The organism is Nonomuraea fuscirosea (genome assembly GCF_003001935.1).
GTDB lineage: Bacteria > Actinomycetota > Actinomycetes > Streptosporangiales > Streptosporangiaceae > Nonomuraea > Nonomuraea fuscirosea.
The window spans coordinates 247,533-263,107 of record NZ_PVNG01000016.1 but is presented as its reverse complement, the minus strand read 5'-3'; the positions used below and the strand labels follow the sequence as shown (position 1 = coordinate 263,107).

The following is a 15,575-nucleotide window of genomic DNA, read 5'->3' as shown; positions in this document are numbered from 1 at the left end:
CCCGGGACGCCGCCAACGCCGTACCCCATCGTTACGGTGAGTACATGTCCTCTCACGATTCCCGCCCGACGGCAGGGTCGGCGGCGGCGCGGGCGGCGATGTTCGGCGAGCTGATCTCCGCCAGCCACACCTCCACGCTGGAGCAGGTCCCCGGCCTGGTGTCCGAGCACGCGGCCCGGGTCGGGCTCTGCGACGTGCTGATCTACCTCGCGGACCTGCAGCAGGAGGTGCTCTCCCCGCTGGTCGCCGAGCCGGCCCCGGCCGGCGAGCGCGAGCGCGACGAGATCGCCATCGAGGGCACGGTGGCGGGGCGGGCCTTCCAGCACGGGAAGATCATGCCGGCGACGGTACGCGACCCGCTGCAGTGGTGGGTGCCGCTGGTGGACGGCACCGACCGGCTGGGCGTGCTGAGCGTGACCCTGCCCGCCGTCGACCATGACGCGCTGCTGGACATGGAACGGCTGGCCGGGCTGGTGGCGCTGCTGGTGGTGTCCAAGCGCACCCTGAGCGACGTCTACGCCAAGCTGGTGCGCCGCAGGCGGATGAGCGTCTCGGCCGAGATGGAGTGGCGGCTCATGCCGCAGCGCACGTTCGCCACCGACCGGCTGGTGATCAGCGCGGTGATGGAGCCCGCCTACGACGTCAGCGGCGACGTGTACGACTACTCCTTCGGCGGCACGAAGGCGCACCTGGCGATCTTCGACGCGATGGGCCACGACACCGGCGCCGGGCTGACCGCGAACCTCGCGCTGACGACGCTGCGCAACAGCCGCCACGAGGGCGACGGGCTCGCCGTGTCGGCGGCCAGGATCGACCAGGCTCTGACCGAGCAGTTCGGCGGCGACCGGTTCACCACCTGCGTGGTGGCCACGCTCGACATCATGAGCGGCCACCTCGAATGGGCCAGCTGCGGCCACTACCCGCCGGTCATCGTCCGCAGGCGCGCCACCGTCGAGCTCGGCTGCTCCCCCGCGCCGCCGGCCGGCACCGGGCTGGGCCTGCCGGTGACGGTGTGCCACACCCAGCTCCAGCGCGGGGACCGGCTGCTGCTCTACACCGACGGCATCACCGAGGCACGCAACCGGCACGGCGAGGAGTTCGGCATGGAACGCTTCGCCGACTTCCTCATCCGGCACCAGGCCGACGAGCTGCCGGTGCCCGAGACGCTGCGCCGCCTGATCCACCACCACCTCGACTACCACGAGCACCGGCTGCGCGACGACGCCACGGTCCTGCTGGTCGAATGGCCCGGCTCACCGTACTCCAGGCACGAGGTCGAGGCTCTCAGCGGCGTCCCTCCTGAGGACGACCTTCCGTAGCCCCCGGCGTACGGGCGCGGCTCACTCGCTCGCTACCATCCGTCGTCGAGCGAGACGAAAGGCCGGCATGAGCGAGCACCCTCTGTGGCCCACGACCGGCGCGGCCACCATCACCGCCTTCCCCGTACGCGCGGACGCGCCGGCCCCGGCGGTCGTCGTGTTCCCCGGCGGGGCGTACCACCACCTGGCCGGCCACGAGGGCGCCCCGGTCGCCCGGTGGCTGAACTCGCTGGGGATCGCCGCGTTCGTCGTGCGCTACCGGATCGCGCCGCACCGCCACCCGCTGCCCCTCCTCGACGCCGCCAGGGCCGTGCGCTGGGTCCGGCACCACGCCGCCGGCACCGGCGTGGACCCGGCCCGCGTCGGCGTGCTCGGCTTCTCGGCGGGCGGCCACCTGGCGGGACTGCTGGCCACCGAGACGGGCCCGGCGCTCGCGGAGGGCCCGTACGACGCGATCGACGAGGCCGACCACCGTCCCGGCCTGGCCGTGCTCTGCTACCCCGTCACGACGCTGACCGGGCCGGCCGCGCACCGGGGTTCGGCGGCCAACCTGCTCGGGGAGGACGCGCCCGAGTCGCTGCGCGACCGGTTGTCGCTGCCCGGCCGGGTCGGGCCGGGCACGCCGCCGACGTTCCTGTGGCACACCGCCGACGACGACGGGGTCCCGCTCGACAACACCCTGCTGCTGTCGACGGCGCTGGCCCGGCACGGCGTCCGCCAGGAGGTGCACGTGTATCCCAGCGGCAGGCACGGGCTCGGGCTGGCCGGCGAGGAGCCCGTCGCCGCCGACTGGACCCGGCGCTGCGCCGTCTTCCTGCGCGGCCAGGGCTGGTGATCCCCCAGGCTTCAGCCGCGCGGGAGCCTCGTCTCGGGCGCGGGGAGACCTCGGCCATACCTTGCCGACCGTACTCAGCGACGGTCGGCGAACATTACTCATGCGGCGCGCGCCCGATGGCCTCATCATGGAGTCCCCCCGCCGAGGGAGAGGTGACGCGCCATGCCGCAGCACACGTCCCACGCCACAGGTCACCACCCGGACGGGCTGTCGGGGGTGACCGAACTGCGCCTGCACGGGGTGGGCGGGACCTCGCCCGGATCGCTGCTCGGCGACCTCGCGCCCACGCAGGTCGCGGGCGACCGCATCGCCGGTTTCTACCGCACGGCCGACCACGAGGGGCGGCACGTCGAGGCGTACTCGTGGGGTGGCCTGACCTCGGGCAGCTCGTGGCGGGTGCTGTGGCTGGTGCTGCTGCCGTTCGCGCTGGCCAACATGGCGGCCCACATGTTCCCGCCGTGGCTGTCCGATCGCCCGGTGCGGTTCCGGCTGTTCCGGTGGGCGGCCCGGCTGGCCTCGTTCGGCCTGACGCTCAACCTGGTGCTGCTGGCCGCCGCCGTACCGATCGACTACGTCGCCTACCAGTGCGGCGGCGTGCCCTCGTGCGCGCGCTGGCCGGCCTGGGTGCTGCCGCCGGACCTGCCCGCGGTGCGGATCCTGGTGGGGGCGCTGGCGCCGCTGCTGCTGATCGGCGCGCTGTACCTGCTCGCCCACACCACCCAGAACCGCTACGACCAGATCAAACCGGCCGCCCCCGACCCGGGCAAGGAGCGCCGCCCCAACGCGGAGGACGGGTTCCCCGGCCTGTCCGACCCGGCGTTCTGGAACGGCGTCCAGCACACCCGCGTCCTCACCCGCCTGCACGTCGCCGGCTCGCTCGCGCTCGTCGCGGCGCTGGTCGCGTGGACGGCGCACGGCGTCAGGCCGGTGGCGGGGCCCTGGCTCTGGCCGCTCCTGGCGGTGCCGGCGGCGGTCGTCGCCCTGTGCGCGATCGAGCTGCGCGCCGACACGGCGGGCGCGGGCGGCCGGTGGCGGTCGTGGGCGCTGCTGGGCGTCGCGGGCGCGGCCGTGGCGGGGGCGGCGGTGCTGGCCGTGACCCGGCCGCCGGGGGATCCCCTGGGGCCGGGCCCGCACGAGCTGCCCGGTCTGCAGGTCTTCATGGACGCGGTGTACGGGGTCGTCTTCCTCACCCTCTTCCTCGTCCCCGTCACGCTGGTCGCGGGCGCGTGGACCAGGGAGAACTGGGCGGGGGTCGCCCGGCGTACCGCCCTGGTGGCAGCGGCCTTCGCCGCCGGGGTGGCCGTGCTGGCGATCTGGGGCACGGACTCGCTGTGGATCTGGATCGGCACGGGGCTCGGGATCGCCGTCGGCGCGGTCGGAGCCCTCTCCGAGCGCCGCTCCGGGTCCGGGGACGGCTCTGACGGCGGGTCCGGCGGCGGGAGGTTCCGGTGGGCGGCGCCGTTCGTGGTCCTCGGGGTGGCCATGGCGGTGCTCAACACGTTCATGCTGGCCACGCTGCTGCTCGTCGCCGAGTGGCTGGGCACGCTGCGGCCCTGCCACGACCCGCGCCTCGGCGGCTGCCTGGACGTCGCCACGCCGCCGGGAGGCGAGCCGCCGATCGCGGTGTTCCCGCTGATCAGGAACATCACCCCCTACCTCGTCGCCGTCCCCCTGCTGCTGGTGACCTGCTTCGCGCTCCACCAGCTGGCGCGCTGGCTGATCAGCGGCTGGACGGGCCGGCAGGCCGTGTTCGACTACTACTGCCCGCGTGACGTCGCCCGCGAGCCGCACCCCGAGTGGTGGGTCTCCACGGTCGCCCGCGGCCCCGTGCCCGAGTGGCAGCGGCGGCTGGTGCGCCGCTGGCCCGGCCGGGTGGCCAGGGCACGGCGGCTGGCCCGGGCGCCACGCGACCTCGATCTGCTGCTCACGGCGGTGGCGGTGGTCGGGGGCGTGCTGTTCGTGTGGATCCAGTGGCGGCTGCGCACCTCCGGCGGGCCGCCGGCGAACCCCAACTGGCTGATCACCGCCTGTTCGGGGGCCGCCATGCTGCTGCCCGCCCTGCTGCTCGTGCTGCTGCGGCTGGGCTGGAAGGACGAACGCCACCGCCGCTCCATCGGGGTGCTGTGGGACGTGGCCACGTTCTGGCCGCGTCACTCGCATCCGCTCGCGCCGCCGTCGTACGCCGAGCGGGCGGTGCCCGAGTTGCAGCGGCGGCTGTGGTGGCTGCACGACAACGGCGGGATCCCGCTGCTGGCCGCGCACAGCCAGGGCTCGATCATCGCCGTCGCGGCGCTGGCGCAGGCGGACGCGCGTCCCGTCCGCGACCGGGTGGCCCTGGTCACCTTCGGCTCGCCGCTGCGCACGCTCTACGCCTGGGGCTTTCCGGCGTACTTCGGCGAGGCGTTGTTCCGGCGGCTGGCGTACGGGCCGGGGATCAAGGTGGCGTGCTGGCGGAACTTCTGGTGCGACACCGACTACATCGGCGGCCCCGTGCGCGACAGCACCGTGGACGAGCGCTTGCCCGACCCGCCGACCAGCCGTTTCCTGTACGGGCAGCCGTTGCCGCGGGTCGGCGCCCACACCGGCTTCTGGGCCGACGAGGAACTGCGCCGGCAGGTGTCCGCCCTGGCCGCGAACCTGGCCGGTCCGCCGCCCCGCCCGTAAGTGGCCGTAACGTCACATCGTCTTTACGCCGGGACAGCATTCCTCACTGCCAAGATACTCTACGCTTAGTGTCCGTATAACTACGTTGAGTAGCGACCGCTTGCCCGACCCCCCGGAGGAGCAATGCCCACCGAGCCCACGGACACTCGGCTGAGCCTGGACACGCGGGCCGCGCGCAACCTGGCCACCACCACCAAGACCCGCCCGCAGATGCAGTCCATCAGCTCGCGCTGGCTGCTGCGCATGCTGCCCTGGGTGGACGTTCGGGGCGGGACCTACCGCGTCAACCGCCGGCTGACGCACCGGGCCGGGCGCGGGCGCGTCGCGGTGGCCCAGGCCGGGGCCGGCGACGTGCGGATCGTGCCGGAGACGCTGACGGAGATCCCCGCGCTGCGCGGCTTCGGTGACGCGGGCGTGCTGGCGGCCGTCGCGGAGTCGTTCACGGCGCGCGAATACCGTCCAGGCGAGGTCGTGGCCCGGGCCGGTGATCCGGTCGGCGAGACCTGCGTGATCGCCCACGGCCGGGTGGAGCGGCTGGCCACCGGCCGATACGGCGACGCCCAGTTCCTCGGCGTCATCGCCGACGGCGACCAGTTCGGCGACGAGGCCCTTACGGACGACGATCCGCGCTGGCCGTGCACGTACCGGGCGGCCACGGCCTGCACGATCCTGTTCGCGCCGCGCGAGGCGCTGCACCGCCTGGCCGAGCGCTCCCCCGCGCTGCGCGAGCACGTCGCCCGCCACCGCGAGAGCCTGCTGCGGCCGGTCAACCGGCGCGGCGAGGCGGCGGTGGCCGTGTCGGCGGGGCACACCGGCGAGCCCGTCATCGACGGCACGTTCGTCGACTACGACCTGCACCCGCGCGAGTACGAGCTCAGCGTCGCCCAGACCATCCTGCGCGTGCACACCCGGGTGGCCGACCTCTACAACGACCCGATGAACCAGATCGAGCAGCAGCTCCGGCTGACCGTGCACGAGCTGCGCGAGCGCCAGGAGTGGGAGCTGCTCAACAACCGCGAGTTCGGGCTGCTCCACAACACCGACTACGACCAGCGGATCTACCCCTGGTCGGGGCCGCCGACGCCGGACGACCTCGACGAGCTGATCGCCATGCGCCGCAAGACCCGCCTGCTGCTGGCCCACCCCAAGGCGATCGCCGCGTTCTTCCGCGAGTGCAACAAGCGCGGGCTGGTCGTGGGCAGCATCGAGGTGAACGGCCACGAGGTGCCCGCCTGGCGCGGCATCCCGATCTTCCCCTGCGGCAAGATCCCGATCTCGGCCGGGCGCACCACCTCGATCCTGGCCCTGCGTACGGGCGAGGACGATCAGGGCGTCGTCGGCCTGCACCAGACCGGCATCCCCGAGGAGTACGAACCCGGCCTCAACGTGCGCTTCATGGACATCAACGAGCAGGCCGTCATGTCCTACCTGGTCAGCGCCTACTACTCGGTGGCGGTCCTGGTGCCCGACGCGATCGGCATCCTGGAGGACGTCGACATCGCGGCCCCACGCTCCTGACCCGCCGACCCCTGGGAAGATCCTGACCGCCGAGCCTGGAAGAGACCCGACATGCTGGACTTCTCCGCATTCGATCCCTCCGCGACGCCGGTGCCCGCCGGGCCGACGGGGCTGGGCGCGTACACGCTGAGCCTGCGTTCGGCGCTGCGGCCGTACCGGCCGGGCTTCGAGGAGGGCGACGGGCACGAGGACGGCGTCCCCGGCGGGCCGCGCCCGTCGGGCGGCGACCGCGGCCTCAGCCTCGCCCCGCTGGCCTGCCGCGAGCGGGAGTGGGGCGACGGCACCTACCCGCCGCTCTACGTGCCCGAGACCGTCCGCGTCGACGACGACCTCGGCGCCGAGGTCGATCGGCGGCTGGTGGCGTGGGCGGAGCGGACCGGCGTGCACGAGGGGCGGATGGAGCAGTTCGCCGCCACCGGCTACGGGCGGCTGGCCATGCTCACCCACGCCGACAGCGACGACCCCGACCACCTGCTGATCGCCGCCCAGCTGAACGCGGCGTGGTGGGCCGCCGACGACTACTACGCCGACGAGAGCGACCTCGGCGCCACCCCCACGGAGCTGCCGCCCCGGCTGGCGCTGGTCACCTCGGCCATGGACCCCCCGCCCGACGCCGGCCGCTACACCGCGCAGCTGGAGGAGCACATCAGGAGCGATCCCGTCCTGGTCGCGCTGCGCTCGGCCACCAGCCACGCGGCCCGCCACTCCACCCCGGCGCAGGTGATGCGGATCCGCGGCATCACGAGTCAGATGTACGTGAGCTGGGCCGCCTACGCCGCCTGGCGTTACCTGGAGACGCCGCCGCCCGTCTGGCGGTATCTCGCGGCCCGCCAGCACGACAGCTTCTACACCTCCATGGTCCTCATCGACGTCGTCGGCGGCTACGAGCTGCCCGCGAACCTGTTCGGCGAGCCGCGCTTCCACACCGCGCTGATGCAGGCCGGCACCGCGAGCGTGCTGGTCAACGACCTGCACTCGGTGGAGCGGGAGGCGGCGGACGAGCTGCCCGACTCCAACGTGATCCTGCTGATGGCCGCCGAAGAGGGCTGCTCGATCCGCGAGGCCACCGAACGCACCGTCCACCTGCACAACCATTTCGTGCGCGGGTTCGAGCAGAGCCAGCGTTCGCTGGCCGCCCTCCCCTCCCCCGAGCTCAAGCGTTTCCTGCGCGGCGCGCAGGCGTGGATGGCCGGGGGCCTCGAGTGGCACCAGAGCACCAGCCGCTACCAGTCCTGACGATCCACCTGACGCAAGGAGCCCGCCGTGACCGTCACGTCCAACGCCTCGCCCGTTCTGAGCAGCCTCTATCAGCAGTCCGTCGCCGACTACTGGAACACCGAGGAGAATCCCGTCAACCTGAAGCTCGGTGAGGTGGACGGCCTGTACCACCACCACTACGGCATCGGCGACGTGGACTGGTCCGTCCTTGACGCCCCCGCCGAGTCCAGGGAGGAACGCGTCGTCCAGGAGCTGCACCGGCTGGAGAGCGCGCAGGCGCACACGCTGATGGCCCACCTCGGGCCGCTGCGCCCCGAGCACCGCGTCCTCGACGCCGGCTCGGGCCGGGGCGGCTCCAGCATCCTGGCCAACCTGCGCTTCGGCTGCCAGGTCGACGGCGTGTCCATCTCCGAGTCCCAGGTCGCCTTCGCCAACCAGCAGGCCAAGGAGCGCGGCGTGGACGACCGGGTGCGCTTCCACTTCCGCAACATGCTCGACACCGGCTTCGAGACCGGTGCCTTCCAGGCGAGCTGGAACAACGAGAGCACCATGTACGTGGAGCTGTCGCTGCTGTTCGCCGAGCACGCCAGGCTGCTGCGGCGCGGCGGGCGCTACGTGTGCATCACCGGGTGCTACAACGACGCCTACGGCCTGCCGTCCAGGGCGATCAGCCAGATCAACGCCCACTACATCTGCGACATCCACTCGCGCAGCACGTACTTCAAGGAGCTTGCGGCCAACCGCCTCGTCCCGGTCAGCGTCGTGGACCTCACTCCCGCCACGATCCCGTACTGGGAGCTGCGGGCCAGGACGCATCTGGCGACGGGGATCGAGGAGGCGTTCCTGGAGGCGTACAAGGGGGGCAGCTTCCAGTACCTGCTGATCGCCGCCGACCGCGTCTGACGCCCCGGGCGGGGACGCGGCCGCACCCGCGTCCCCGCCCGGATGCCGCCCGGAACCGGCCGGAAAGGGAAGGCGCGGCGGCGGTGCGATCGCCTGCGCCGGCGGGCTGCCGCCCGCGGGACCGGGTCTGGCCGCTGCTGACGGGGGCCGCCGCGTCCACTGGATGCTCACCCGGGGGACGACGCCCTCCGACGGTTATGTCGCCTTTCTCATCGACGAGACGGATCCCCCATCGAGCGCCACCTCCTGACGCCCGGTGGTCATGCGCACGGCTACCGGGCGGCGCTCGGGGCGGGCGTGGACAGGTGGCGGCGCAGGAGCGTGGGCAGGTCGGTGAGGTCGTGGCCGAGGAGGGTGGCCAGGGCCGGGTCCGTGGCGGCGAACTCGCCGGCGCGGGCGGCGGTGAAGGCGCCGAGCAGTTGCTCCGCCGCCTCGGCCGGGACGCCGTGGCCGGTCAGCCCGTGCACGAAGCGCTCGTCGGACACCGTGTTCCTGGTGATCGGGCGGCCGGTGATCTCGGCGGCCTGGCCGGCGATGTCGGCGAAGGTCAGCGCCCGTGACGCCGTGAGCGGGGGTGTGGGGCCGTCGAAGCGGCCCTCGTCGGCCAGGATGGCGGCGGCCGCCTCGGCGAGGTCCTCGTGGGCGGTCCAGCTGACCGGCCCGTCCGCGGGCAGGTCGGCCTGGCCGGTGCTGGGCGCGTCCCCGAGGAAGCGCAGCGCGTTGGCGGCGTAGAAGCCGTTGCGCAAGGACGTGAACGGCACGCCGCAGGCCCGCAGCGCGTCCTCGGTGGCGGCGTGGTCGCGGCAGGGCTGGAACCGCGACGCGGCGGCGGCGCCCATGTGACTGGTGTACAGGACGCGGCGGGCTCCGGCGGCGACGGCGGCGTCGATGGCCGTACGGTGGCGGCGCACGGCCTCCTCCCCCATCAGGTCGACGGAGACGATCAGCACCTGGGCGGCCCCCTCGAAGGCGTGGGCCAGGCTGCCCGCGTCGGCGAAGCTGCCCTGGCGCACCCGTACGCCCCGATCGGCGAGCGCCCGCGCCTTCTCGGGGTCGCGGACGCTGACGCCGATCCGGCCGGCCGGTACGCGGGCCAGCAGCCGCTCGACGATCTGACGTCCGAGCAGCCCCGTGGCCCCGGTCACGATGATCATGATGCACTCCAAGCATTGGTTCCAGTGGAAACACTTCAACGTTAGCACTGATAATAACGCCGGAAGCAAGGGTGCGATATCGTTGATATATGGCACCACCTCCGCCCGCGGACGAGTCCGACGCCACGCTCGCCGGTCGTGAGCAGACCCGGCACCGCGTCATCGAGGCCGCCGCCGGCCTGCTGGCGCGGGAGGGCCGCGACGCCGTCACCACGCGCGCCGTCGCGGTCGCGGCGGGCGTGCAGGCGCCGGCCATCTACCGGCTGTTCGGCGACAAGGAGGGGCTGCTCGAAGCGGTCGCCGAATACGGCTTCACCAAGTTCCTCGCCTCCAAGCGCGTCGACCCCGACCCGCCGGACCCCATCGAGGACCTGCGGGCGGGCTGGGACCTGGCGGTCGAGTTCGGCCTGGCCAACCCCGCCCTCTACACGCTGATGTACGGCGAACCGAGCACCTTCGCCTCCCCCGCGTTCCAGGCCGGCATGGAGATCCTCAAGGGCCGCATCCGCCGCCTGGCCGCGGGCGGCTGGCTGCGCGTGGGCGAGGAGCTCGCGATCGCGATCATCCACGCCACGGCGCGCGGCGCGGTGCTCACCTGGCTGTCCCTGCCCGAGGAACGGCGCGATCCGGTCCTGCTGACCACACTCAGGGAGTCGATGGTCACCGCGGTGACCGTCCTGGAGCCCGCCGTCCGCGACGCGGGCCCGGCCGGCGCCGCCCGCGCCCTGCGCGCGGCCCTGCCCGAGCAGACCACCCTCAGCGGCCCCGAGCGGGAACTGCTGAAGGAGTGGCTCGACCGGCTCGCCGCCGACGGCTGACCGCTCGGGGCCCGGCGGGGCGTCGCGGATGGGACAAGCTTTGCCAGGCGTTGAGCCTGGGCTGGGCTCCAAGGGCGGACATACGGGCAGGTTCGTCGGCAGATCGGCTCAAAACCACCGCACCGGGAGATGATCGTGCCCGCCAAAGGCAACAGCACCACCAGCAAAGCGTCGCGGAAGACGACGAGCAGCCAGCCCTGGCTGCACGTGGACGGCACCCAGATCCAGGAGTTCGGCACGGTCCGATCGTGGCCGCTCGGACTGTCGGACGAGGCCCGCAGCTACTCGTGCGGCCGGCTCAACCAGATCCTGGCCGACACGCAGATCCTGTACGCCCTGTACAAGAAGCACCACTGGCTGATGCGCGGCCCGACCTTCTACCAGCTCCACCTGCTCCTGGACAAGCACGCCGGCGAGCAGCTCGAACTCGTGGACCAGCTGGCCGAGCGGGTCCAGACCCTGGGCGGCATCGCGGTCGGCGACCCGCGGCACGTCGCGGAGATCACGGTCATCCCGCGCCCGCCGAACGGCGCCGAGGAGGTGCCGGCGATGCTCTCGCGCCTGATCGAGGCGCACGAGACGATCCTCGTGGCCTGCCACGACGCCGCCGCCCGTGCCGAGGAGATGGGCGACGACGGCACCAACGACCTGCTGGTCTCCGGCGTCATCAGGACGGGCGAGCTGCAGACCTGGTTCCTGGTCGAGCACCTGGTGGACACGCCGCTCGTGGAGACCCCGCACAACGGTCACTCCGACCGGTCGCGCCCGGGCATGAAGTGATCGGAGCCCCGGAAGCGCCGGGTGCGGCGCCTCCGGGGTGGGCCGGGTCAGAACTGCTGGTTGTCCAGCGAGTTGACCTTGACCGCGGTGATCTTCACCTGCTGCATCCGCACCTGCGCCGTGCCTCCGGGCTTGGTGCAGCCGAAGCTGAGCAGGCCGGTGCTGGTGTAGTTGTGCACGACGTTCAGGAAGACGCTCACCTTGCCGTTGGCGGGCAGGGTGACGTCCGTCCTGTCGGTGTCGGCGCCGCCGGCGGCGCTGATCAGGCACGTGTAGTCGATCGCCGCGGAGCCGGTGTTGACGGCCGTGAGCTTGGCGGTGATCGTGTACGGCCCGGTCGCCAGGAACTGGTTGAACCCGGGGCTGAGGCTGCCGGAGTGGATCAGCTCGTTGTTCCAGCGGCTGATCACCTCCGGCGGGACCGCCTCGGCCGACGTGGCGTTGCCCGCCAGCAGCGCGCCCGTGGCCACCGCGGTCGCCGCGGCGGCCAGCACGGTGAGGCGCAGGCGCCCGGCACGGCGGGACGGAACGGTTGACGACATGGTCATGCGAATCTCCAGGGTGTGGATGCGATGCCCCGCGCGGGATCGCGGGAGGCGCGGCACGCCCGTCGCTGGCCGAGGCGGCGCCCACCGGCTCACGTGCACCCGAGGAAGGTAACGTCCCGCCACCCCGGCCGACCGCGCACAAATACCCGCCCCAGGTGTGCCCCGCGTCATCGCACTCACCCGCCTGCCCGCGGCGTCAGGACGCCGTCGCGCGGAGTGCCGCGACATGGCACCGGCCGGCGGCACCGCGCAGGTGCCGCGCTCATCGCCTCCGCCGGCCGGCTGCCGGCGTCAGGACTCGGTGCCGAAGCCGTCCATCTGTTCCCGTTCCTCCTGGGTGGTCAGCTCCTGGAAGAGCGTGATGTGCAGGCCGGCGGGCGCGTCGAGGCGGGAGTTGAGCGACTGCCAAGGGGTGAGGGTGGGCGGCGCGACCTGGCTGGCGCCGGCCGACACGAGCCGGCCGGTCGCCTCCTCCGCATCGTCCACCTCGAACGCGACCCGCAGCTTCGGCGCCACCTGCCGGCCCACCTCGACCTCGTCGATCATCTTCTTCTGCGCCGGGTTGGCGATCTCCAGCGTGGCCCGGCCGGCGTCCAGGATGGCCACCCGCGCGCCGCCGTCCGCGGTGAACGCGGCCTCCTCCGGCAAGCCCAGGACGTCGCGGTAGAAGGCCAGCGCGGCCTCGTAGTCCTCGGCCTCGACGACCAGCCTGAGCTGCCGGACGGCGGGCCGGCCCGCGGGGTCTGCGTTCGTGGTCATGGGGGCTCTCCTCGTGACAGGGGCCCCGGGCGGTCCCGGGGCGTCGCAACGTTAACCCGCCCGCCCCGCGGGCTTCATCCCGTACGAGCCGAGCGGCCTCAGCCCCGCCCGTAGCGGTCCTCGGCCCGCCAGAAGTACCAGAACCCGGCCACGAGCGCGACGAACGCCCAGACCAGGCATGACAGCCACACCAGCGGCGGCGGGGCGTGGCCGGGGATGAGGATGTCCCGCATCCACTCGATGTAGGAGGCCGCCGGGTTCAGGTACATCACCGTGGCCACCCACTCCGGCAGCCCCGCGGACCCGACCACCTTGTCGTGGATGGCGAAGAAGACGCCCGAGGAGTACAGCCACGTCCGCATGATGAACGGCAGCAACTGGTTGAGGTCGCGCATCGACGAGCCCACCCGGGCCAGGACCAGCCCGGCCCCGATGTTGAACATCGTCTGCAGCACCAGCACGAGCGGGATCATCAGCCAGAACCAGCTCGGCAGCTCCCCGGTGACGACCACGATGATCAGCAGCACGCCCATCGAGAACGCGAGCTGCTGCAGCTCCTGGATCGTGTACGCCAGCGGCAGCGAGGCGCGCGGGAAGTGCAGGGCGCGGATCAGCGACAGGTTGCCGGAGATCGACTTGGCGCCGGCGGAGACCGTGCGCTGCGTGTAGGTGAAGACGAACATGCCGGTCAGCAGGAACGCGGTGTAGTTCTCGATGCCCCGGCTGCCGCCCAGGATGAGGCCGAACATCACGTAGTAGATGGCGGCGTTCAGCAGCGGCGTGATCACCTGCCACAGCTGCCCGAGCGCCGAGCCGGAGTACTTGGAGACGTTGCGCGAGGTCGCGTACGTCAGCACGAAGTGCCGCCGCTCCCAGAGCTGGCGGAGGTAGACGGTGAACCTGGGCCGCGCGATGGCGGGCCGCAGCCCGTGCTTGCGGGCCAGCTCCGCCAGTGACTCGCGGGCCGGGTCTTCCACGTGGCTCATACGCACCTCGCCGGGTCGTCCTTTCGAGGATCATCCCTTGTCGGAGGGGGTCCGGGTCCAGTCTCGGACCGGAGCGTCGCGGAGTCGAGCATCAAGCTCACGAGGGCCGCCCGTGTTCATGGCCCGAGCGGCGTGCCGAAGGCGCCCGTGTCCGTGGCCCGAGCCGCGTGCCGGAGGCGCGCCCGCGTCAGCCGGCGGAGGCGGCGGCGGCGCCGGGCTTCCCGAGGTCGGGCAGGTGGCGGCGGGCGTGCTCGATGAACGCCCTGGCGGCGGGACTCATGGGGCCGTCCGCGCGCCACACGACGCCCATCCGCCCGCGCAGCGCCGGCTCGGCGACCTCCAGGACGCGCAGCTGGGACGCGGCGCCGGCGACCGCCGACTCGGGCAGCACGGCCAGGCCCAGGCCGCGCGCGGCCAGCTGACCCAGCACGTACGGCTCGCTGGCCTCGTACGCCACCTGCGGCGCGAACCCCGCCCGCGCGCACGCGTCCTCCAGCGCCGCCCGCAGTCCGGTGCCGACGGGCAGGCTGACCAGCCGCCGGCCCGCCAGCTCGGCCACCGTGACCGAACCGGCGCCGGCCAGCTCGTGGTCCGGGTGCACGACCGCCACCAGCTTCTGGTCCACGACGACCTGCACCGCCACGCCCGGGGGCAGCGGGGCCCCGAGCCCGAGCAGGCCGAGGTCGAGCCGCCCGGTGGTGATGCCGTCGAGCAGCGAGTCCGGGTCGTTCTCCACCAGTGCGATCTCCACGGCGGGGAAGCGGTCGTGGAAGGAGGCGAGCATGCCGGGCAGGTCGAGCACCGAGGGCGTGGAGACGCCGCCCATCACGACCCGGCCGCGCAGCAGCCCGGTGAGCTCGTCGGTGACCAGCCGCATGCCGGAGACCGCCGCGAGGGCGGCCCGCGCGTACGGGAGCACGGCCTCGCCGACCGCCGTCAGCCGCACGGCGCGGGCCGACCGGTCGAACAGCGGCTCGCCCAGCTCGCGTTCGAGCTGGCGGATCTGCGCGCTGACGCCCGGCTGGGCGACGTGCAGCCGGGCGGCGGCCTTGGTGAAGCCCGCCTCCTCGGCGACCGCCACGAAGTATTCGAGCTGCCGCAGTTCCATGGCCGAGATGCTAACGGCCACCACCACACCCGGCCCACGACCCTGGCCGCCGGTCCAGTGCTCAGCTCGGCAGGGTCACGCCCGTGACGGCGAAGCGTTCGACGGTGGCGACGTGGCCGCCGGTGGAGGCCACGACGGTCAGCGTCCCGCCCGGCTGCGCCGTGAAGTCCACCTTGGCCGTCCAGGCCGCCTTCTCCCCGCCGGCGCTCAGGCAGCAGCGCTCGCCCAGCGGGCCGTCCGCGCCGGGGTGGAGCACCTGGACCCTGATGCTCTCGTCCACGCCGGTGATGCGCCCGCCGACGGTCAGCGGCGAGGACGCGGACGCGCCGTACGCGGGCTTGGTGAGGGTGAGCGAGGTGTCGTCGGTGCCGACCACCTCCCAGGGGGCGTCCTTGCCCTTGCCGTAACGCATGAGGTGCACCACGGCCGCCACCAGCGGCTCCGGCCCCTCCTCGGCGCGGTAGCCGACGTGCACCCGGGCGTGCTCGCCGTCCTTGACGACCTTGACGGCCTGGTCGATCTCGGTGAAGCCGAGGTAGTCGCGGGAGAAGGCGACGGCGGTGCGGCCGGCGTCGAGGTGCCAGGCCCCGCGGCCGTCGGCCTGGTGGGCGCGCTGCCACGCGGCGGCCTCCGCCGGGCCGGCGAACGGCCACAGGGGGTGGTAGTGCCCGGCGATCAGGCTCTCACCCGGGCCGGGCGACGCGTCCGCGGTCTCACCCGGGTCGGGTGAGACCGCGGTCTCGGCCGGGTCGGGGGCCGCGGTGGACGGCGTGGCGGGTGACGGGTCCGAGGAGGTGGCGGTGGCGGGCGGCTCGGCCTGCCGGGGGTCCGCCGGCCGAGGGTCCCCGCAGCCCGCCACACCCATTCCCAGCACGATCAGCAGCGGCAGGGTTCGTACGGCGAGCACTCTCATGCGGATACCTCCAGTGACGTGCCGACGGTACGAGGATGACGTACCCAACGGC

At 73.2% G+C, this 15,575-nt stretch carries 14 protein-coding genes; 8 read left to right on the top strand and 6 right to left on the bottom strand.

What is annotated here, in order from left to right:
* Positions 1 to 44 precede the first annotated feature (44 nt).
* The 6 genes from B0I32_RS34135 to B0I32_RS34110 all read left to right on the top strand — a co-directional run bounded on the left by B0I32_RS34135 (position 45) and on the right by B0I32_RS34110 (position 8,457).
* Positions 45 to 1,319 (top strand): PP2C family protein-serine/threonine phosphatase, encoded by a 1,275-nt coding sequence (locus B0I32_RS34135; protein ID WP_245956198.1) that lies wholly within the window; start codon positions 45 to 47, stop codon positions 1,317 to 1,319.
* Between the two features lie 67 nt (positions 1,320 to 1,386).
* Complete coding sequence (locus B0I32_RS34130) at positions 1,387 to 2,154, top strand: alpha/beta hydrolase (protein WP_106246811.1); 768 nt, start codon at positions 1,387 to 1,389, stop codon at positions 2,152 to 2,154.
* 162 nt (positions 2,155 to 2,316) lie between these two features.
* Positions 2,317 to 4,818: a hypothetical protein gene (locus B0I32_RS34125; protein WP_106246809.1), complete on the top strand. Its 2,502-nt coding sequence runs from the start codon at positions 2,317 to 2,319 to the stop codon at positions 4,816 to 4,818.
* Between the two features lie 123 nt (positions 4,819 to 4,941).
* Entirely contained in the window at positions 4,942 to 6,336 is a 1,395-nt protein-coding gene (locus tag B0I32_RS34120) for a family 2B encapsulin nanocompartment shell protein (protein WP_106246808.1), read from the top strand.
* Positions 6,337 to 6,387: 51 nt separating this feature from the next.
* On the top strand, positions 6,388 to 7,572 hold the full coding sequence (locus B0I32_RS34115; RefSeq protein ID WP_219912136.1) for a family 2 encapsulin nanocompartment cargo protein terpene cyclase: 1,185 nt from the start codon (positions 6,388 to 6,390) through the stop codon (positions 7,570 to 7,572).
* 27 nt (positions 7,573 to 7,599) lie between these two features.
* Positions 7,600 to 8,457 carry a geranyl diphosphate 2-C-methyltransferase gene (locus B0I32_RS34110; RefSeq protein ID WP_106246806.1) on the top strand — a complete coding sequence of 286 codons (858 nt, stop codon included), beginning with the start codon at positions 7,600 to 7,602 and terminating at the stop codon, positions 8,455 to 8,457.
* Between the two features lie 272 nt (positions 8,458 to 8,729).
* Here B0I32_RS34110 and B0I32_RS34105 read toward each other — a convergent pair whose 3' ends face one another.
* Entirely contained in the window at positions 8,730 to 9,611 is an 882-nt protein-coding gene (locus B0I32_RS34105) for an NmrA family NAD(P)-binding protein (protein ID WP_106246804.1), read from the bottom strand.
* A gap of 89 nt (positions 9,612 to 9,700) precedes the next feature.
* On the opposite strand from B0I32_RS34105, the gene B0I32_RS34100 reads away from it, so the two are divergent.
* Positions 9,701 to 10,429, top strand: coding sequence for a TetR/AcrR family transcriptional regulator (locus B0I32_RS34100; RefSeq protein WP_106246803.1), 729 nt, complete (start codon positions 9,701 to 9,703; stop codon positions 10,427 to 10,429).
* A 135-nt stretch (positions 10,430 to 10,564) separates the two neighbouring features.
* Positions 10,565 to 11,209, top strand: coding sequence for a Dps family protein (locus B0I32_RS34095; protein ID WP_245956197.1), 645 nt, complete (start codon positions 10,565 to 10,567; stop codon positions 11,207 to 11,209).
* Positions 11,210 to 11,256: 47 nt separating this feature from the next.
* Here B0I32_RS34095 and B0I32_RS34090 read toward each other — a convergent pair whose 3' ends face one another.
* From B0I32_RS34090 to B0I32_RS34065, 5 genes are all read right to left on the bottom strand, one after another.
* The gene (locus B0I32_RS34090) at positions 11,257 to 11,757 is read right to left on the bottom strand and encodes a hypothetical protein (RefSeq protein WP_106246800.1); all 501 of its coding nucleotides are present in this window, start codon (positions 11,755 to 11,757) and stop codon (positions 11,257 to 11,259) included.
* A gap of 291 nt (positions 11,758 to 12,048) precedes the next feature.
* A complete protein-coding gene (locus B0I32_RS34085) occupies positions 12,049 to 12,516 on the bottom strand; it encodes a VOC family protein (RefSeq protein ID WP_106246798.1) in 468 nt (155 codons plus the stop codon).
* 98 nt (positions 12,517 to 12,614) lie between these two features.
* Complete coding sequence (locus B0I32_RS34080; protein ID WP_106246796.1) at positions 12,615 to 13,502, bottom strand: ABC transporter permease; 888 nt, start codon at positions 13,500 to 13,502, stop codon at positions 12,615 to 12,617.
* 187 nt (positions 13,503 to 13,689) lie between these two features.
* Positions 13,690 to 14,610, bottom strand: a complete 921-nt coding sequence (locus B0I32_RS34070; protein WP_106246909.1) for a LysR family transcriptional regulator — start codon at positions 14,608 to 14,610, stop codon at positions 13,690 to 13,692.
* A gap of 61 nt (positions 14,611 to 14,671) precedes the next feature.
* Positions 14,672 to 15,523, bottom strand: coding sequence for a hypothetical protein (locus B0I32_RS34065; protein ID WP_219912135.1), 852 nt, complete (start codon positions 15,521 to 15,523; stop codon positions 14,672 to 14,674).
* Positions 15,524 to 15,575 lie beyond the last annotated feature (52 nt).